General features: G+C 70.6%; 20 protein-coding genes and 2 riboswitches. Of the genes, 9 read left to right on the forward strand and 11 right to left on the reverse strand.

The window, feature by feature from the left end:
* From H537_RS50745 to H537_RS0108055, 5 genes are all read left to right on the forward strand, one after another.
* Positions 1-108, forward strand: a 108-nt coding sequence (locus tag H537_RS50745; RefSeq protein WP_156901538.1) for a 4Fe-4S dicluster domain-containing protein, incomplete at its 5' end; no start/stop codon positions are given.
* A gap of 127 nt (positions 109-235) precedes the next feature.
* Positions 236-331, forward strand: a riboswitch (glycine riboswitch).
* A 9-nt stretch (positions 332-340) separates the two neighbouring features.
* Positions 341-469: riboswitch (glycine riboswitch) on the forward strand.
* A gap of 46 nt (positions 470-515) precedes the next feature.
* Positions 516-1,670 (forward strand): glycine cleavage system aminomethyltransferase GcvT, encoded by a 1,155-nt coding sequence (gcvT, locus tag H537_RS0108040; RefSeq protein WP_051242168.1) that lies wholly within the window; start codon positions 516-518, stop codon positions 1,668-1,670.
* Positions 1,671-1,783: 113 nt separating this feature from the next.
* The gene (gene gcvH / locus H537_RS0108045; RefSeq protein WP_028997490.1) at positions 1,784-2,161 is read left to right on the forward strand and encodes a glycine cleavage system protein GcvH; all 378 of its coding nucleotides are present in this window, start codon (positions 1,784-1,786) and stop codon (positions 2,159-2,161) included.
* Between the two features lie 135 nt (positions 2,162-2,296).
* Positions 2,297-5,185, forward strand: a complete 2,889-nt coding sequence (gene gcvP / locus H537_RS0108050; protein ID WP_028997491.1) for an aminomethyl-transferring glycine dehydrogenase — start codon at positions 2,297-2,299, stop codon at positions 5,183-5,185.
* Between the two features lie 38 nt (positions 5,186-5,223).
* On the forward strand, positions 5,224-6,615 hold the full coding sequence (locus tag H537_RS0108055; RefSeq protein ID WP_028997492.1) for an L-serine ammonia-lyase: 1,392 nt from the start codon (positions 5,224-5,226) through the stop codon (positions 6,613-6,615).
* A gap of 37 nt (positions 6,616-6,652) precedes the next feature.
* Here the strand turns inward: H537_RS0108055 and H537_RS0108060 are convergent, their stop codons facing one another.
* The 3 genes from H537_RS0108060 to H537_RS0108070 all read right to left on the reverse strand — a co-directional run bounded on the left by H537_RS0108060 (position 6,653) and on the right by H537_RS0108070 (position 7,753).
* Positions 6,653-6,847: a DUF3606 domain-containing protein gene (locus H537_RS0108060; protein ID WP_028997493.1), complete on the reverse strand. Its 195-nt coding sequence runs from the start codon at positions 6,845-6,847 to the stop codon at positions 6,653-6,655.
* Positions 6,848-6,986: 139 nt separating this feature from the next.
* A complete protein-coding gene (locus H537_RS52465; RefSeq protein ID WP_156901540.1) occupies positions 6,987-7,160 on the reverse strand; it encodes a hypothetical protein in 174 nt (57 codons plus the stop codon).
* Positions 7,161-7,252: 92 nt separating this feature from the next.
* A complete protein-coding gene (locus H537_RS0108070) occupies positions 7,253-7,753 on the reverse strand; it encodes a gluconokinase (RefSeq protein ID WP_028997494.1) in 501 nt (166 codons plus the stop codon).
* A gap of 206 nt (positions 7,754-7,959) precedes the next feature.
* Between H537_RS0108070 and gntR the strand changes: the two genes are divergently transcribed.
* A complete protein-coding gene (gene gntR, locus H537_RS0108075) occupies positions 7,960-8,979 on the forward strand; it encodes an HTH-type transcriptional regulator GntR (protein ID WP_028997495.1) in 1,020 nt (339 codons plus the stop codon).
* Positions 8,980-9,157: 178 nt separating this feature from the next.
* The gene (locus H537_RS0108080; RefSeq protein ID WP_028997496.1) at positions 9,158-9,898 is read left to right on the forward strand and encodes a phasin family protein; all 741 of its coding nucleotides are present in this window, start codon (positions 9,158-9,160) and stop codon (positions 9,896-9,898) included.
* A 126-nt stretch (positions 9,899-10,024) separates the two neighbouring features.
* Here H537_RS0108080 and aroC read toward each other — a convergent pair whose 3' ends face one another.
* From aroC to H537_RS0108105, 5 genes are all read right to left on the reverse strand, one after another.
* Complete coding sequence (gene aroC, locus H537_RS0108085) at positions 10,025-11,128, reverse strand: chorismate synthase (protein WP_028997497.1); 1,104 nt, start codon at positions 11,126-11,128, stop codon at positions 10,025-10,027.
* 88 nt (positions 11,129-11,216) lie between these two features.
* Positions 11,217-11,696, reverse strand: a complete 480-nt coding sequence (locus H537_RS0108090; RefSeq protein ID WP_028997498.1) for a CBS domain-containing protein — start codon at positions 11,694-11,696, stop codon at positions 11,217-11,219.
* Positions 11,697-11,771: 75 nt separating this feature from the next.
* The gene (locus H537_RS0108095) at positions 11,772-12,716 is read right to left on the reverse strand and encodes an NAD-dependent epimerase/dehydratase family protein (protein ID WP_028997499.1); all 945 of its coding nucleotides are present in this window, start codon (positions 12,714-12,716) and stop codon (positions 11,772-11,774) included.
* 26 nt (positions 12,717-12,742) lie between these two features.
* Entirely contained in the window at positions 12,743-13,957 is a 1,215-nt protein-coding gene (gene kbl, locus H537_RS0108100) for a glycine C-acetyltransferase (protein WP_028997500.1), read from the reverse strand.
* A gap of 95 nt (positions 13,958-14,052) precedes the next feature.
* Positions 14,053-15,276: a YihY family inner membrane protein gene (locus H537_RS0108105; protein ID WP_051242192.1), complete on the reverse strand. Its 1,224-nt coding sequence runs from the start codon at positions 15,274-15,276 to the stop codon at positions 14,053-14,055.
* A gap of 19 nt (positions 15,277-15,295) precedes the next feature.
* On the opposite strand from H537_RS0108105, the gene H537_RS0108110 reads away from it, so the two are divergent.
* Both H537_RS0108110 and H537_RS0108115 read left to right on the forward strand, forming a co-directional pair.
* Entirely contained in the window at positions 15,296-15,691 is a 396-nt protein-coding gene (locus tag H537_RS0108110; RefSeq protein WP_051242171.1) for a DUF2069 domain-containing protein, read from the forward strand.
* Between the two features lie 3 nt (positions 15,692-15,694).
* Complete coding sequence (locus tag H537_RS0108115) at positions 15,695-17,101, forward strand: FAD-binding oxidoreductase (RefSeq protein WP_028997503.1); 1,407 nt, start codon at positions 15,695-15,697, stop codon at positions 17,099-17,101.
* Between the two features lie 73 nt (positions 17,102-17,174).
* Here the strand turns inward: H537_RS0108115 and H537_RS0108120 are convergent, their stop codons facing one another.
* The 3 genes from H537_RS0108120 to H537_RS0108130 are packed head-to-tail and all read right to left on the reverse strand — an operon-like array spanning position 17,175 to position 18,538.
* Positions 17,175-17,639, reverse strand: coding sequence for a DUF1178 family protein (locus H537_RS0108120; RefSeq protein ID WP_028997504.1), 465 nt, complete (start codon positions 17,637-17,639; stop codon positions 17,175-17,177).
* Complete coding sequence (locus H537_RS0108125) at positions 17,626-18,243, reverse strand: NUDIX domain-containing protein (protein ID WP_028997505.1); 618 nt, start codon at positions 18,241-18,243, stop codon at positions 17,626-17,628. Before H537_RS0108125 ends, H537_RS0108120 begins: the two co-directional genes overlap by 14 nt.
* Complete coding sequence (locus tag H537_RS0108130; RefSeq protein WP_028997506.1) at positions 18,236-18,538, reverse strand: DUF2818 family protein; 303 nt, start codon at positions 18,536-18,538, stop codon at positions 18,236-18,238. The genes H537_RS0108125 and H537_RS0108130 overlap by 8 nt, the downstream gene beginning before the upstream one ends.
* Between the last annotated feature and the right edge of the window lie 10 nt (positions 18,539-18,548).

Below are 18,548 nucleotides of genomic sequence, written 5' to 3' on the forward strand. Positions count from 1 at the left end.
GCCCAGAACTGCGTGCACTGCAAGACCTGCGACATCAAGGACCCGACGCAGAACATCGTCTGGGTCACGCCCGAAGGCGGCGGCGGGCCCAACTACGGCGGCATGTGAGCCCGGCGCCGGCAGCCGCCGGCTAGCGGGTCTTGCGCAGGAAGACTTGTCTCTCGGCGACGACTGTTGTTTCTTTTGCGACATCCCGGGCGGGACCGGGCGGAAGCCCGGGGCGCGGCTGCTACACTGCCGCCCGCCAGGAGAGAGCCCCCTTGAACGTGGGGCCGCCGAAGGCGCAGGGGCTCGGCTCCGAACGCTCAGGCAAAAGGACTGGCAAGCGTCCTTCCAAGGACGACACCTCACTGGAGAGAGGCTGCACCCGTCACGGGTTTTTGCAGTCCACCGAAGGGGCAAGCGCAGTGGCATCCTCAAGTCAGGGGCCCTCGCCAATCTCTCAGGTAAAGCGGACAGCGGGGGCACACAAGCTCCACCTTCACCGGTGGCCGCCCGCCCTTGGGAGACCTGCCATGACCGCTCCGACCGCCTCCTCGCCCGCCGACGCCTCGTCCACCCCTGCCCTGCAGCGCACGCCGCTGCACGCGCTGCACCTGGAGCTGGGCGCGCGCATGGTGCCCTTCGCCGGCTACGAGATGCCGGTGAGCTACCCCGGCGGCATCCTGGCCGAGCACCGGCACTGCCGTGAGGCGGCGGCCCTCTTCGACGTCTCGCACATGGGCCAGGTGCGCCTGGTGGGCCAGGACGCGGCGCTGGCGCTGGAGTCGCTGGTGCCGGTGGACGTGGCGGACCTGCCCGTGGGCAAGCAGCGCTACGGCTTCTTCACCAACACCGCCGGCGGCATCCTGGATGACCTGATGGTCGCGCGCCGTCCGGACGACCTGTTCATGGTCATCAACGCCAGCCGCAAGGACCACGACCTGCAGCTGATGCGCACCCAGATCGGCCACCGCTGCCAGGTGATCTCCATGCCCGAGCGCGCGCTGCTGGCGCTGCAGGGCCCGCTGGCGGTGCAGGCGCTGGCGCAGCTGGACGCCGGCGTGGCGGCGCTGACCTTCATGGGCACCGGCACCTTCACGCTGGCCGGCGCCGAGTGCTTCGTCAGCCGCAGCGGCTACACCGGCGAGGACGGCTTCGAGATCTCCGTGCCGGCCGAGGCCGCCGAGGCCCTGGCCAAGGCGCTGCTCGCGCTGCCCGAAGTGAAGCCCGCCGGCCTGGGCGCGCGCGACACGCTGCGCCTGGAAGCGGGCCTGTGCCTCTACGGCCACGACATCGACGAGGACACCACGCCCGTGGAAGCGGCGCTGACCTGGGCCATCCAGAAGGTGCGCCGCCCGGGCGGCGCGCGCGCCGGCGGCTATCCGGGCAGCGCGGCCATCGAGGCCCAGCTGGCCAACGGCGCGCCGCGCAAGCGCGTGGGCCTGCTCGGCCTGGAGCGCGCCCCGGTGCGCGAGGGCGCGCCGGTGCTGGACGCGCAGGGCCAGCGCGTGGGCAAGGTCACCAGCGGCACGATGTCGCCGCAGCTCGCCAAGCCCATCGCCATGGGCTACGTGGACACGGCGCACGCCGTGCCGGGCGCGGACCTCAGCGCCGAAGTGCGCCTGAAGCCGCAGCCCATGCGCGTGGTGGCCATGCCCTTCACGCCGCACCGCTACCACCGCGGCTGACGACTCCCGCGCGGCGCCGGCCGCGGCACCCGCCGCCGGCGCCCGTCACGCAACATCCTCTTCGTTTCTCAACCCGGCGCCCGCAGCGCGCCGTCCGCCCAGGAGACCTGCCCATGACCACCAAGTACACGCCCGAACACGAGTGGATCAACATCGAGGACCACGATGCCGCCGTGGTCGGGATCACGCAGCACGCGCAGGACGCGCTGGGCGACGTGGTGTTCGTCGATCTGCCCGAGGTGGGCAAGACCTACGCCAAGGGCGAGGTGGCAGGCGTGGTGGAGTCCGTCAAGGCCGCCGCCGACATCTACATGCCCGTCAGCGGCGAGGTGGTGGAGGTCAACGAGGCGCTGCGCGACCAGCCCGACCTGGCCAACTCCGACCCGATGGGCGAAGGCTGGTTCTTCAAGGTGCGCATCACCAACATGGCCGAGTTCGACGAGCTCATGGACGGCCCGGCCTACGACGTGCTGCTGAAGTCCGAGTCGTGATGCCCCCCGGCACGGGCCGCGAGCGCCCGTGCCGCCGGCGCGGCAAGTCGATTGCCGCGCCCCTCCCAAGCCCCCCAAGTCTCCGGCAGGCGCTCCTGGCCTGCGCCGCACACCCTCTCTTGCCGCCTCCTCACCATGCCTGAATCCTTCCCGTCGCTGGCCGAACTCGAGAACAGGTCCGAATTCGTTTCCCGCCACATCGGCCCGGAGCCGCATGAGCAGGCGCAGATGCTGTCGGCCATCGGCGCCGCCTCGCGCCGCGCGCTGGTGGAGGCGGTGATGCCGCGCAACATCGCGCGCAGCAAGCCGATGGCGCTGCCCGCGCCGGCCACCGAGGCCCAGGCGCTGCTGGAGCTGCGCGAGATCGCCTCGCGCAACCGCGTTCTGAAGAGCTTCATCGGCCAGGGCTACCACGGCACGCTCACGCCCACGGTCATCCTGCGCAACGTGCTGGAGAACCCCGCCTGGTACACCGCCTACACGCCCTACCAGGCCGAGATCTCGCAGGGCCGCATGGAGGCGCTGCTGAACTTCCAGACCATGCTCACGGACCTCACGGGCATGGACATCGCGAACGCGTCCATGCTGGACGAGGCGACCGCCGCCGCCGAGGCCATGACGCTGGCCATGCGCGTGGGCAAGAGCAAGAGCACGCGCTGCTTCGTCGCCGACGACGTGCTGCCGCAGACGCTGCAGGTCATGCGCACCCGCGCGCAGCCGCTGGGCATCGAGATCGTCACCGGCCCGGCCGAGTCCGCCGGCGAGCACGACTGCTTCGCCGCGCTGTTCCAGTACCCCGGCGTCACCGGCCGCGTGCGCGACCTGAAACCGCTGGCCGATGCCGTGCACGCGCGCGGCGGCCAGGTCATCGTCGCCGCCGACCTGCTGGCGCTGACGCTGCTGAAGGCGCCGGGCGAGCTGGGCGCCGACATCGCCGTGGGCAACACGCAGCGCTTCGGCATGCCCATGGGCTGCGGCGGCCCGCACGCCGCCTACATGGCCACCCGCGACGCGGCCAAGCGCTCCATGCCCGGCCGCCTGGTGGGCGTGAGCGTGGACTCGCAGGGCGCCCCGGCGCTGCGCCTGGCGCTGCAGACGCGCGAGCAGCACATCCGCCGCGAGAAGGCCACGTCCAACATCTGCACGGCGCAGGTGCTGCCGGCCGTGGTGACGAGCATGTACGCCGTCTACCACGGCCCCGAAGGCCTCAAGCGCATCGCCCGCCGCGTGGCGGCCTACACGGCGATCCTGGCCGCGGGCCTGAAGCAGCTGGGCTGGACGCTGGCGAACGAGGAGGCCTTCGACACGCTGCACGTGCTCACCGGCGAGCGCACCGCCGGGCTGCTGGCCGCCGCGGAAGCCGCCGGCATGAACCTGCGCCGCGCCGGCGCCGACTCGCTGGGCATCACGCTGGACGAGACCACCACGCGCGAGGAGCTGCAGGCGCTGTGGAAGGTGTTCGCCGGCGAGCAGGCCGTGCCCACCTTCGCCGACCTGGAGCGCAGCGCCCCGCTGCTGCCCGCGGCGCTGGCGCGCGAGAGCGCCTTCCTGACGCACCCGGTGTTCAACAGCCACCACAGCGAGACCGAGATGCTGCGCTACCTGCGCGGCCTGTCGGACAAGGACCTGGCGCTGGACCGCACGATGATCCCGCTGGGCTCCTGCACCATGAAGCTCAACGCCACCAGCGAGATGATCCCCATCACCTGGCCGGGCTTCGCGCACGTGCACCCCTTCGCGCCGGCGGACCAGCTGGAGGGCTACCGGCTGATGGACGAGCAGCTGCGCGCCTGGCTGTGCCAGGCCACGGGCTACGCCGGCATCAGCCTGCAGCCCAACGCCGGCTCGCAGGGCGAGTACGCCGGCCTGCTGGCGATCCAGGCCTGGCACGCCTCGCGCGGCCAGGGCCACCGTGACGTGTGCCTGATCCCCGAGTCCGCCCACGGCACCAACCCGGCCAGCGCCGGCATGGTGAACATGAAGGTGGTGGTGGTGAAGTGCGACGCCATGGGCAACGTGGACCTGGCGGACCTGCGCGCCAAGTGCGAGCAGCACTCGGCCAAGCTGGGCGCGATCATGATCACCTACCCCTCCACCTACGGCGTGTTCGATCCGCACGTCAAGGAGCTCTGCGCCCTGGTGCACGAGCACGGCGGCCGGGTGTACGTGGACGGCGCCAACATGAACGCGCTGGTGGGTCTGGCGGCGCCGGGCGAGTTCGGCGGCGACGTGAGCCACCTGAACCTGCACAAGACCTTCTGCATCCCGCACGGCGGCGGCGGCCCCGGCGTGGGCCCGGTGTGCGTGGTGGAGGACCTCGTGCCCTTCCTGCCCAGCCAGCCGGGCGGCGCGCAAGTGCAAGGCGGCGTGGGCCCGGTGTCGGCCGCGCCGCTGGGCAACGCGGCGGTGCTGCCCATCAGCTGGATGTACATCCGCATGATGGGCTCCGACGGCCTCACGGCCGCCACCGAGACGGCGATCCTGTCGGCCAACTACGTGGCGGCGCGGCTGTCGGCGCACTACGACATCCACTTCAGCGGCGAGATCGACGGCCTGCAGGGCGGCGGCGTGGCGCACGAGTGCATCCTGGACCTGCGCCCGCTCAAGGACAGCTCCGGCGTGACGGCCGAGGACGTGGCCAAGCGGCTCATCGACTACGGCTTCCACGCGCCCACGCTGTCCTTCCCCGTGGCCGGCACGCTGATGGTGGAGCCCACCGAGAGCGAGCCGCTGGTGGAGCTGGACCGCTTCTGCGACGCGATGATCGCCATCCGCGAGGAGATCGCGCAGGTCGAGTCCGGCGCCTGGCCGCGCGAGGACAACCCGCTGAAGAACGCGCCGCACACGGCCGAGATGCTGCTCAAGTCCGAGTGGACTCACGCCTACAGCCGCGAGCAGGCCGCCTACCCGGTGGCCGCGCTGCGGCGCCAGAAGTACTGGCCGCCGGTCGGGCGCGTGGACAACGTGCACGGCGACCGCAACCTGTTCTGCACCTGCCCGCCCACGGCGTCCTACGAGGACTGAAACGCCGTGCGGCCGGCAACGCCTGAAGGAGCACACGCATGGCGGTGTCGGTCTTCGATCTGTTCCGGGTGGGCATCGGCCCAAGCAGCTCCCACACGGTGGGGCCGATGCGCGCGGCGCGGCGGTTTGCCGATCGGCTGCGCCAGGAAGGCTTGCTGGAGCGCACGGCGCGCGTGCAGTGCGAGCTGTACGGGTCGCTGGGCGCCACCGGCAAGGGCCACGGCAGCGACAAGGCGGTGCTGCTGGGCCTGGCCGGCCACGACCCGGAGACGGTGGACGTGGATGCCGTGCCGGGCCTGCTGCAGCGCTTTCGCGAGGACGAGCGGCTGCCGCTGGGCGGCAGCCACCCGGTGCGGTTCGCCGCCGCGGACCTGCGCTTCCACCGCACCGAGACGCTGCCCTTCCACGCCAACGGCATGACGCTGCGGGCGCTGGACGCGGCCGACGCGGTGCTCGCCGAGCGCACCTACTACTCGGTGGGCGGCGGCTTCGTGGTCAGCGAGGAGGTGGCGGCCGACGGCAGCCGGCACCGCGCCATCGCGCCGGACACCACGGTGCTGCCGTACCCCCTCCACAGCGGCGCGGAGCTGTTGGCGCTGTGCGAGCGGGAAAAGATCTCCATTGCCGAGCTGATGCGGCGCAACGAGCGCCACTGGCGCGCCGACGCCAACATCGACGCCGGGCTGATGCACATCTGGAGCGTGATGCAGCAGTGCGTGGCGCGCGGCTGCCGCACTGAGGGCGTGCTGCCCGGCGGCTTCAAGGTGCGGCGGCGCGCGCCGGAACTCTGGCGCCAGCTCACGGTGCAGGCGGCGACGCCGGGCCCGCAGGACCCGCTGGCCGTGATCGACTGGGTGAACCTGTTCGCCTTGGCGGTCAACGAGGAGAACGCGGCCGGCGGGCGCGTGGTGACGGCGCCCACCAACGGCGCGGCCGGCATCGTGCCGGCGGTGCTGCATTACTACCGGCGCTTCGTGCCGGGCTCCACAGACGCCGGCGTGGTGGACTTCCTGCTCACGGCCGGGGCGATCGGCATTCTCTACAAGGAGAACGCCAGCATTTCCGGCGCCGAGGTCGGCTGCCAGGGCGAAGTGGGCGTGGCCTGCTCCATGGCCGCCGGCGCGCTGTGCGCAGTGACGGGCGGCAGCCCGGCGCAGGTGGAGAACGCCGCCGAGATCGCGATGGAGCACCACCTGGGGCTGACCTGCGACCCCGTGGGCGGGCTGGTGCAGATCCCGTGCATCGAGCGCAACGCCATCGCCTCGGTCAAGGCCATCAACGCCGCGCGCATGGCGCTGCGCGGCGACGGCACGCACCACGTCAGCCTGGACAAGGTCATCAAGACCATGCGCGAGACCGGCGCCGACATGCTGACCAAGTACAAGGAGACCGCCCGCGGCGGGCTGGCGGTCAACATCGTCGAGTGCTGAGCGCTGCGCGAAGGCAGCGACCTGCAAGGAAGGACGGCTACTGCCGCGGCAGGCGCTGTTCCAGCGCCTCGCGCACCGCGGCCACGTGCTCGCCCACGCGGTCGACGATGTCCTTCAACTCGTCTTCGGTGCAATGGAGTTGGTCACACCAGTAGCGCAGCTCGGCCGGGTCCATCGTGTTGACACGGCCCGGGTCCATGGGCGTGAAGCCCGTGTGAGGTGCAGCTTGCATGGTGACTCCTTCGCACGGCGCGGGCCACGAGTGCGGCCGCTTGGCGCCTGGCAGGACCAGCATCGCGCGGCGCCGTGGCAGGCGCCTTGAGCTGGCTCAGACCGGCAGTCGCGAGAGGGCGACCACCGGCAAGAACCTGTCAGCGCTTCTGGTCGAAGCGGCGGGCACGGCCGCCGACACGCCGGTCGTGTCCCAGCGGAGCGATGTAGAAGGGCTCGAACTTGCGGCCCTTGTCGGCACTGTCGGTCCCTTCGAACAGCGGGTCGGCAGGCTTGCGCTCGGCGGGGCGGTTGTGGGCGGCGTGCTTCGTCATGGCTGATACGTCGTGGCGTCCATCGGGACGGTCACTGCACAACGGAGCAACCCCCGGACCGGATGACAGCCAGGTGCAAGTTTTTTCGCGTCCTAGGGTTTTCCTGAGGAACCAAGCTGGCGCAGCGCCTCTGCCCGCAGCGCCTCGGGCGGCAGCGTCGCATCGAGCTCGACCACGCCAGGCTCGCCGGCCGGCGACTCCAGCGTCGCGAGCTGGCTGTCCACCAAGCTGGAAGGAAAGAAATGCGAGGCGCGCGCGCCCACGCGGCGCAAGGCCTCCTCGCGGCTCAGCACCAGGTGCACGAAGCGCAGGCCCGGCGCCGCGGCGCGCAGCCGGTCACGGTAGGCCTGCTTGAGCGCCGAGCAGGTCAGCACCGTGCCGTCCGGCGCCGCGGCCAGCTCGCCGGCCAGCGCGTCCAGCCAGCCGGCGCGGTCCGCATCGGTCAGCGGTATGCCGTCCCGCATCTTTTGCTGGTTGGCCGGCGGGTGGAAGTCGTCGCCCTCCACCAGCGGCAGGCCCAGCGCGCGCGCCAGGTCGGCGCCCAGGCTCGACTTGCCGCACCCCGCCACGCCCATGACCACGATCGAATCCATTCCAGCTCCCGAAACACGACGGTCCACATTGATGTGAACCTGATTGGACAGCGCTACCCCACTGCGACACAAAAAACGGACCATCCGGTCCGCCTCTTCCTGCTCCATGTACCCTTCGCCCTCAGCAAGTTAACACTTTGCAACAAGGCTGGGACAGCGCTATCCTAAAACAAGCGCAAGCATCACGACACAGGGCAATTACCGAGATGAGTTCCATCAGACGCCGGGCCACGGGCCGCATCACGCTGAACGAAGTGGCGCAGGCCGCCGGCGTGAGCCCCATCACCGCCTCGCGCGCCTTGCGCGGCCAGCGCAGCGTGGACCCGGCGCTGGTGGCGCGGGTGCAGGAAGCGGCGCAGCAGTTGGGCTACGTGCCCGATCCGGCTGCCCGAGCGCTGGCCTCGGCGCGCAGCTCGCAGGTGGTGGTGCTGGTGCCCATGCTCAGCAACACCGTGTTCGTCGATCTGCTGGAAGCGGTCCACGCCACGCTGATGCCCGCGGGCTACCAGATGCTCATCGGCGTGACGCACTACGACCCGGCCGAGGAGGAAGAGCTGCTGCGCGGCTACATGGCGCACCGTCCGGCTGGCCTGCTGCTCACGGGCTTCGACCGCACCGAGGGCAGCCGTCAGCTGATCGAATCGGCCGGCGTGCCCTGCGTGCACCTGATGGAAACCTCCGACACGCCGGGCGTGCACAGCGTGGGCTTCTCTCAGACGGCCGCGGGCTACGCGATGACGCGCCACCTCATCGAGCGCGGGCGCCGGCGCGTGATGTTCATCGGCGCGCAACTGGACCCGCGCACGCTGCAGCGGCTGCAGGGCTACCGGGATGCGCTGCGCGGCGCGGGCCTCCACGACCCTGGGCTGGAGCTGCTGGATCCGCGGCGCTCGTCGATGGCGCTGGGCGCGGAGCTGTTCGAGCGCGCCCTGCAGCAGTGCGAGGACGCCGATGCCCTCTTCTGTTGCAACGACGACTTGGCGCAAGGCGGGCTGCTGGCGGCACTGCGCCTGGGCGTGCCAGTGCCGCAGCGCGTGGCCGTGGCCGGGTTCAACGACCTTGCCGGCAGCGACCAGATGCTGCCGCCGCTGACCACCGTGCGCACGCCGCGCGAACAGATCGGACGCCAGGGCGCCGCCATGCTGCTGCAGCTCATGCGGGGTGAGACGGCGGTTCGCAGCAGCGTCGATGTGGGTTGCACCCTGGTGACCCGGGGCAGCACTTGATTCCCGATGTAAGCGAGCCATCACCTTCCAAGGTGCATTTGTTACAGCTACCGTTACAGATGGAAAACCTGGGTTGTTCGCCGCGGCCGTGACCTTTATGGTCCGGGCTCCCCGCCCCGGCAGGCCGAAGCACGGCCCGGTCCGGCTCCCGCTAGAGGGAACAGAAGGAGAGAACCACGTGTCGACTTCCCCGCAACGCGCCACCTCCCCTCGCAGCCCGCGCACCCCGCTGGCTGCCGCCACAGAAGCCACGCTTGAACATTCCCACGGCGCTGCCATCAACACTCCCCTGGGCGCTTCCGCCAACGAGGCCCGTGCCTCCAGCGAGGCCACGCTGGACGAAGTGATCAACGGCTGGGGCGAGCGCGTGGGCCGCGAGCAGCTGCGCTGGCACCTGGCCGCCATCAACGCGATGCTCAGCGGCACGCAGCACCTGGGCGAGGCCCAGGCCGAGCTCAGCCGCCAAGTGATGCAGGGCCTGCAGCAACTTGATGGAGAACTTGGCGAGGCCCGCAACCTCAGCGACCTCGCCAGCGTCCAGGCCAGCCTGGCTCGCGCCGACTTCGACGCCCTGCTGCGCTTCGCCACCCGCCTCACCGAGCTGGGCACCGACCAGTGGCTGCAGGTGGCCCAGGCCACCGGCAACGGCTTGCTGCGGCTGCAGAGCGCCTACTGGGAATCGGCGCTCAACTTCTTCAAGCTGCAGGCCGCCCTCGGCGGCTCCTCCGAGATGATCGAAGCCGAGGTGGAGCATGTGCTCAGCCCCATGGCCGCCAGCCCGCTGATGTGGCCGGCGCAGGAAGCCGGCCGGCAGGTGGCGCAGATGGCGGCCAACGGCTGGAACGACTGGCTGAGCTGGTCCGGCCACGTCGCCGACGCCGGCCGCACGCTCTTCAACGACAACACGCGCAAGCACTGAAGCGCTGAAGCGGCAGCCGCCGCGGCTCCCAAGCAAAACCGGCCCTCGCGGGCCGGTTTTCTCATTCTGGGCCGCAGGAACGAAGTGCCGCCACGGTGGGCGAAGTGCCTGGCCCTGCCGGCGCGCTCAGCGCGGCGCGGACGCCGGGATCTGCGGCAGCGGCAGCGCCACGTCGCCGCACTGGGCGCGGTGGCGCAGCACGTGGTCCATCACCACCAGCGCCAGCAGCGCTTCCGCGATGGGCGTGGCGCGGATGCCCACGCAGGGGTCGTGGCGACCGAAGGTCTGCACCGTGGTCGGCTGGCCGGCGCGGTCGATGGAGGCGCGCGGCACGCGGATCGAGCTCGTGGGCTTGATGGCGAGCGACACCACCAGGTCCTGCCCTGTGCTCACGCCACCCAGTACACCGCCGGCATGGTTGCTGGTGAAACCTTCGGGCGTGAGCTCGTCGCCATGCTCGGAGCCGCGCTGCGCCACGCTGCGGAAGCCGTCGCCGATCTCCACGCCCTTGACGGCATTGAGGCCCATCATGGCGTGGGCGATGTCGGCATCGATCCGGTCGAACAGCGGCTCGCCCAGCCCGGCCGGAACGCCCTGCGCGATGACGCTGATGCGCGCGCCGATGGAGTCGCCGTCGCGGCGCAGCTGGTCCATCTGCGCCTCCAGCTCGGGAATGAGGCTGGCGTTGGCGGCGAAGAAGGGGTTGTTGGGAATGTGCTCGAAGCCCTCGAAGGGGATCTCGGTCGCGCCCAGCGCCGACATCCAGCCGATGAAGCGCATGCCGTACTTGTGCTGCAGCCACTTCCTGGCCACCGCGCCGGCAGCCACCGTGGGCGCCGTCAGCCGCGCCGAGGAACGCCCGCCGCCGCGCGGATCGCGCACGCCGTACTTGCGCCAGTAGGCGTAGTCGGCATGGCCGGGGCGGAAGGTGTCGAGCAGGTTGCCGTAGTCCTTGCTGCGCTGGTCGGTGTTGCGGATCAGCAGGCAGATCGGCGTGCCGGTGGTCTGGCCCTCGTACACGCCGGAGAGGATCTCCACCGCGTCGGCCTCGCTGCGCTGCGTCACGTGGCGCGAGGTGCCGGGGCGGCGGCGGTCCAGCTCGGGCTGGATGTCGGCCTCGCTGAGCGCGAGCCCGGGCGGGCAGCCGTCGATCACGCAGCCGATGGCCGGGCCGTGGCTTTCGCCGAAGTTGGTGACGCGGAAGAGTTCGCCAAGGGTGCTGCCGGACATGCTGGTGCGCTGCGAAGTGAATCGGTCGGACAAAGAAAAAGGGCCCGCTCGTGCGGGCCCCTCATTGTGACAGCCGCTTGGCCGTGGATCAGGCGGCCGGCGGCAGCGGCGCCGCGGCGGTGGCGCCCTCTTCCTCGGCCGGCCAGTCGCGGATGTAGGCCTTGAGCATGCGGTTCTCGAAGTCCTGCGCGTCCACCACGGCCTTGGCCACGTCGTAGAAGGAGATCACGCCCATGAGCGTGCGCTTGTCCAGCACCGGCATGTAGCGCGCATGGCGCTGCAGCATCATGCGCCGCACCTCGTCCATCGGCGTCTCGGGCGTGCAGCTCAGCGGGAAGTCGTCCATCACGCTGCGCACCGTGGCGTCTTCGAGCTTGCCGCCCGTGCGCACCACGGCCTGGATGGCTTCGCGGAAGGTCAGCATGCCCACCACGTCGCCATAGCTCACCACGACCAGCGAGCCGATGTCGTGCTCGGCCATGGTCTGCAATGCTTGGGCCAGAGACTGGTCCGGCGAGACGGTGAAGAGGGCGCTGCCCTTGACGCGAAGGATGTCGCTGACCTTCATGAAATTCCCCAGGAAATTAGAAAAACAAACTGCATCCAACATATCACAGCGCCCAGTGCAATCCCTTACGCGCAATCACCATGGGCGCAATGCGGAGAGCATCGCGTCCACCATGGCCTGCAGGTCGTAGCGCGGCTGCCAGCCCCAGTCGGCGCGCGCGGGCGCGTCGTCGATGGAGGCCGGCCAGCTCTGGGCGATGGCCTGACGGAAGTCGGGCTCGCAGTGCAGCGTGAAGCCGGGCAGGCGCTGCGCGATCGCGTCGGCGATCTGGCGCGGCGTGAAGCTCATGCCCGCCAGGTTGTAGCTGCGGCGCTCGCGGATGGCTTCGGCCGGCGCCGCCATCAGCTCCAGCGTGGCGCGGATGGCATCGGGCATGAACATCATCGGCAGCGCCTGGTCCTCGCGCAGGAAGCAGGTGTAGCGGTTCTGCGCCAGCGCGGCGTGGAAGATCTCCACGGCGTAGTCGGTCGTGCCGCCGCCGGGCGGCGTCTTCCAGCTGATGAGGCCGGGGTAGCGCAGGCTGCGCACGTCCACGCCGTGGCGGCGGTGGTACCACGCGCACCAGCCCTCGCCCGCGAGCTTGGAGATGCCGTAGACGGTGTCGGGCTCCATCACTGTGTGCTGCGGCGTGGCGTCCTTGGGCGTGGAGGCGCCGAAGGCGGCGATGGAGCTGGGCCAGAACACGCGCTGCAGCGGCAGCGTGCGCGCCAGCTCCAGCACGTTGATCAGGCTCTTCATGTTCAGGTCCCAGGCCCAGGTCGGGTGCTGCTCGCCGCGCGCCGACAGCGCCGCGGCCAGCAGGTAGAGCTGCGTGATGCCGTGCCGGCGCGCCACCTCGCCCAGCGCGGCGGCATCGGTGGCGTCGAGCACCTCGTGCGCCACGCCCGGCACACGGCCCGTGGGCGCCAGGTCGGCCGACACCACCGCCTCGCGCCCATGGCACTGCACCAGCGCCTCGACCAGCTCGCTGCCGATCTGACCGTTGGCCCCCACCACCAGGATCTTCAGAGCTTCGCCCACGCCGCCCCCTGCTCCACGCCCCGCCGTCACCGCACCAGCCCCAGCTCGCACCCGGCCTGCCGGAACGCTGCCACCGCCTGCTCCAGGTCGGCGCGCGCATGCGCGGCGCTGAGCTGCACGCGGATGCGCGCCTGGCCCTGCGGCACCACCGGGTAGAAGAAGCCCACCACGTACACGCCCAGCTCCAGCAGCCGCGTCGCCAGCGCCTGGGCCTTGGGTGCGTCGTAAACCATGATCGGCACGATCGGATGCTCGCCCGGCTTGAGCTCGAAGCCGGCCTCGGCCATGGCGGCGCGGAACCAGCGCGCGTTGTCCATCAGCGTCTCGCGCAGCCCGGCGCTTTGCTCCAGCAGGTCCAGCACGGCCAGCGACGCGCCCACGATCGCCGGCGCCAGCGAGTTGGAGAATAGGTAGGGCCGCGAGCGCTGCCGCAGCAGCTCGATCACCTCGCGCCGCCCGCTGGTGAAGCCGCCCGAGGCGCCGCCCAGGGCCTTGCCCAGCGTGCCGGTGATCAGGTCCACCCGCGCCCGGCCGTCTAACAGCAGCCCGCGGTGCTCGTGCGTGCCGCGGCCCGTGGGGCCGACGAAGCCGGTGGCGTGGCTGTCGTCGATGCCCAGCAGCGCGCCGTGGGCGTCGCACAGCGCGCGCATGCGGTCGAGCTGCGCCACGCTCCCGTCCATGGAGAACACGCCGTCGGTGAAGGCGAGCACGAAGCGCGCGCCGTCGGCACGGGCCTGGATCAGGCAGCGCTCCAAGTCCGCCATGTCGTCGTGGGCGTAGCGGTAGCGGCGCGCCTTGCACAGCCGGATGCCGTCGATGACGGAGGCGTGGTTGAGCGTGTCGCTGACGATGGCGTCCTCCTCGCTGAACAGCGGCTCGAACAGCCCGCCGTTGGCGTCGAAGGCCGCCGCGTAGAGGATGGTGTCCTCGGTGCCAAGGAAGCGCGACAGCCGCGCTTCCAGCGCCTTGTGCTGGTCCTGCGTGCCGCAGATGAAGCGCACCGAACTCATGCCGTAGCCGTGGCTCTGCAGCGCCTGCTGCGCCGCCTGCACCACGCGCGGATGCGCACTGAGGCCCAGGTAGTTGTTGGCGCACAGGTTGAGGACCTCGCGCCCATCGGCGAGCACGACGCGCGGCCCCTGCGCGCCGGCGATGACGCGTTCCTGCTTGAACAGCCCAGCGGTGCGCAGGCCCTGCAGCTCGCGCCCGACGTGGGCCATGAATTCCTCGCTGGCGTTCATAGGCGGCTCCCTTGCGGCATCAGGCCGCGCCTGACGGCACCGTAGCGGCATGCCGCCCTGGTGTCAGCAAGGATCTTGCGCCCGGGGCTGCGCGCTCAGCGCAGCAGCTCTTCCAGCGACACGCTCTCCACGCCGGCCTGGAGCCTGAAGGCCTGGGTCTCGGCACTGGGCTGCAGCAGCAGCCGGTCGATCAGCGGCGTCGCCGGCGTGCGGCCCGGGTCGCACAGCAGCACCAGGCGCTGAGCGCCGCCCTCCTCCAGGCGGCCGATCCAGTCCAGCTCCACCAGCGTGTCCACCACCGGCTCCAGGCGCAGCGGGTCCACGCCCAGCGTGCGCGCCAGCGCCGTCTGCGAGCGCCCGGGCCGGCCCTCGCGCTGCGCCGCCACCAGCACCCGCAGCAGCGCCAGCGCCAGCGTGAAAGGCTGGCCCGGTCCGGTGGGCAGCCGCGCGGTGCCCTGCATCAGGCTCTGCGCGCTGGCGGCGATCAGCGCGCCCAGCAGCACGATCACCCAGCCCGCGTAGAGCCACACCAGCAGGATCGGCAGCGTGGTGAAGGCACCGTAGATGGCCGAGTAGGTCGGCACCTTGCTGAAGTACCAGGCGATCAGGTCCTTGGCCAGCTCGAAGCCCAGTGCCACGAACAGCGCGCCGGCGAAGGCATGCGCCCAGCGCACCTGCGTGTTGGGCACGTAATGGAACAGCGCCGCGATGCTGGTCACCAGCAGCCCGAACTCGAAGAGGTTGAGCAGCAGGCTCACGCCCCAGGGCGGCGCGTGCACCCAGCCCTGCGAAGCCGACAGCGCGTAGGAGGTGACGGACAGGCTCACGCCCAGCACCAGCGGCCCCAGCGTGATCGCGGCCCAGTACACCAGCACGCGCTGCCCGATGGGACGCGGGCGCCGCACGGCCCAGATGGCGTTGAGCGCGCGATCGATGGTGAGCATGGTGGCCACGGCCGTGGCACCCAGCAGCACCAAGCCCACGCCGCTCAGGCGCCGCGCCTTGGCCGCGAACTGCGTGAGCTGGCTCAGCACCTGGCGCGAGATGTTGTCGGGCACCAGCGCCTGGATGAAGTACTTCTCCAGCGCCGTCTGGAAGCTGCCGAACACCGGAAAGGCCGAGAACAGCGCGAAGGCCATGGTGGTCAGCGGCACCAGCGCCAGCAGCGTGGTGAAGGTCAGGCTGCTGGCAGTGAGGCTGAGCTTGTCTTCGCGGAAACGCTGGTGCAGCGTGCGGAACGTGTCGCGCCAAGGCCAGTGGCGCAGCACCCGCCACGCCTCCAGGCACCGGCCACGCCAGCGGGCGGAGGGGGTGTTCATCAACACTATGATGCCAAACATGTCGATTGATCCTGCCTTCAACACGCTGCCGCCAATGGTGCGCCGCACGCGCAACCTGGCCGTGGCCTGCCTGGTGGCACTGATCGTTCTTGGGCTGGCGTGGGAGCTGTGGCTGGCACCCACCGGGCGCGGCACGCTGGCGCTGAAAGTGCTGCCACTGGTGGTGCCGCTGGCGGGGCTGCTCAGGCGGCGCATGTACACCTACCGCTGGGTCAGCCTGCTGGTGTGGATCTATTTTGCCGAGGGCGTCGTGCGCGCCACCAGCGAGCCGGCCCCGGGCGCCTGGCTTGCACTCATCGAGATCGTCCTGTGCCTGCTGCTGTTCGTCGCCTGCGCGACGCACGTGCGCTGGCGCCTCAAGCATGCCCCGGTTCCCGCGGAAGGAAAGAAGTAAGCCATGAGCGCGGAATTTCTGAACGAGCTGCGCGCCGCCCTCGGCGCCGACCATGTGCTGTGCGACGGCGACCTCTCCAGCTACGAGCAGGACTGGCGCAAGCGCTGGCACGGCAAGGCGCTGGCGGTGGCCCGCCCGGCGGACACGGCCCAGGCGGCAGCCGTGATGCGCCTGTGCGCCCGGCACGGCGTGACAGTGGTGCCGCAAGGCGGCAACACCGGGCTGGTGGTGGGCAGCGTACCGGACGACAGCGGACGCCAGCTGGTGCTGAGCCTGCGCCGCATGAACCGCGTGCGCGCGCTGGACACGGCCAACCTCACGCTCACGGTGGACGCCGGCTGCGTGCTGCAGTCGGTGCAGGAGGCGGCCGAGGCGCAGGGGCTGCTGTTCCCCTTGAGCCTGGCGGCCGAGGGCAGCGCCACCATCGGCGGCAACCTCGCGACCAATGCCGGCGGTACCCAGGTGCTGCGCTTCGGCAACGCGCGCGAGCTCTGCCTGGGCCTGGAGGTGGTCACGGCGCAGGGCGAGGTCTGGGACGGCCTCACCGGGCTGCGCAAGGACAACACCGGCTACGACCTGCGCGACCTGTTCATCGGCAGCGAAGGCACGCTCGGCGTGATCACGGGCGCGACGCTGAAGCTCTTCCCGCGGCCCGCGGCCGTCACCACGGCACTGGCCGCCTGCGCCTCGATGGAACAGGCGGTGGGGCTGCTCAAGGCGGCGCGCCAGAAGCTGGGCGCGGGCCTCACCGGCTTCGAAGTGATGGGCCGCTTCGCGCTGGACCTGGTGGCCAAGCACTTTCCTGAGCTGCCGCAGCCGCTGCCCGGCGCAGCGTGGACGGTGCTGCTGGAGCAGAGCGACGACGAAAGCGAGACGCACGCACAGGAACGCTTCGAGGCGCTGCTGGCCACGGCGCTGGAGGACGGGCTGATCGAGGACGCCGCAGTGGCCCAGAGCCAGACGCAGTCCAAGGCCATGTGGCACGTGCGCGAGTCCATCTCGCTGGCCCAGGCGCAGGAAGGGCTCAACATCAAGCACGACATCGCGCTGCCCGTCTCCAGCATCCCGGCCTTCTGTGCGCAGGCGGACGCGGCGCTGCAGTCGGCCTTTCCCGGCGTGCGCATCGTCAACTTCGGCCACCTGGGCGACGGCAACCTTCACTACAACGTGCAGGTGCCGGAAGGCGGCGATGGCGCGGCCTTCCTGCGCGACCACGAGCCGGCGGTGAACCGGATCGTGTTCGACGCCGTGCAGTCCTTCGACGGCAGTTTCTCCGCCGAGCACGGCATCGGCTCGCTCAAGCGTGAAGAGCTGGCGCAGCGCAAGTCGCCCACCGCCATGGCGCTGATGCGCGCCATCAAGCAGGCGCTCGATCCGCAGGGGCTGCTGAACCCGGGCCGGGTGCTGTAGGCACAGCGCGCCGGCATGAAAAAACCCGGCCAGCGGCCGGGTTCATCAGAGAAACAGCAGCAGCCGCAGCCGCTTACTGGATCGGCTCCTTGAGCGCCTTCGGGATAGGCAGGGGCAGCACGTCAATGCCCTCCTCCGCCAGCTCGGCGGCCTGGTCGGCACTGGCTTGGCCGCGGATACCGCGATCTGGCGCATCGCCGTAATGGATGCGGCGGGCTTCGTCCGCGAAGCGCTCGCCCACGTCCTCGGTGTTGGCCATCACGTGCCGCACCGCCTTCATCCACAGCGCCTGGAGCTGTTGCGCTTCCGGCGTGGGCGCCTGGCGGGGAACACTGGCCTGCTCGGCTGCTTGCGGTGCGGGCTCGCGGGCGTTGGACAGGTTGAGCCGCGGCGCGCTGGGCAAGCGGTTCACGGCCTTGCTGCCGCACAGGGGGCATTCGACCAGGCCGCGCTCCAGCTGGCTGGTGAAATCGTTCTCGGAGCCAAACCAGCCCTCGAAGCCATGGCTGTTGTCACAGCGCAGATCAAGCACCTTCATGGGAGGAATTATCGTCCTCGGGCAGCACAGGCGCCGGCTGCCATTCCAGCGACCACAGCTTTTGCCGCCACTTGGTAAGCCACAGCAGGCCGATGAGCGTCTTGGCGTCGCTGAGCTCGCCCCGCGCGGCCAGCGCATCGAGCTCGTCCTCGGTCATGCACACCACGTCGAGGTGCTCGCCCTGGTCCAGCGCGGCTTCGCCCTCGCGCAGGCCACGGGCGAAATAGAGGTGGATCACCTCGTCGGAGTAGGCCGCGGCGTTGTGGATCGGGCCGGCATAGGCCCATTCGCCACCGGTGTAGCCCGTCTCCTCGGTCAGCTCGCGCACGGCGGTGTGCAGCGGCGGCTCGCCCGGATCGATCTTGCCGGCGGGGAACTCCAGGATCACCCGCTGCAGCGGATAGCGGAACTGGCGCACCAGCACCAGCCGCCCGTCATCGAGCACCGGCACCACCACCGAGGCGCCCGAGTGGCGAATGAACTCGCGCTCTGTCTCGTGGCCGTCGGGCAGCCGCACCTTGTCGCGGCTCACGCGCAGGAAGTTGCCCTTGAACACCTGCTCCGACTGGAGCTGGTGTTCACGCAGGTGATCGTCTTCAGCCATGTTGCCGCCTCAGGTAACGCCAGATGAAGCCGGGGAAGGCGAGCGTCAGGAACAGGCAGCCCAGCGCGGCGTAGAACTCCCAGCCCTGCGGGTAGATCTGGCCGATGCGGGCTTCCAGCAGGCGCCCCAGCCCCAGCGTCAGCAGTGCCAGGAGCAGCAGCTCCAGCAACCGCCAGCCGAAGGCCTTGGGAGCACGCCGCGGACCCACCAGCAGCAGCCGCTCGGTGAAGAACGGCAAGTTGGCGCCGACCACGGCGGCCAGCAGCACCAGTGCGACCTCGGCGCCGTGGTTCATGGCAGCGGCC

The sequence above is a fragment of the Azohydromonas australica DSM 1124 genome, from assembly GCF_000430725.1.
Classification (GTDB): Bacteria; Pseudomonadota; Gammaproteobacteria; order Burkholderiales; family Burkholderiaceae_C; genus Azohydromonas; species Azohydromonas australica.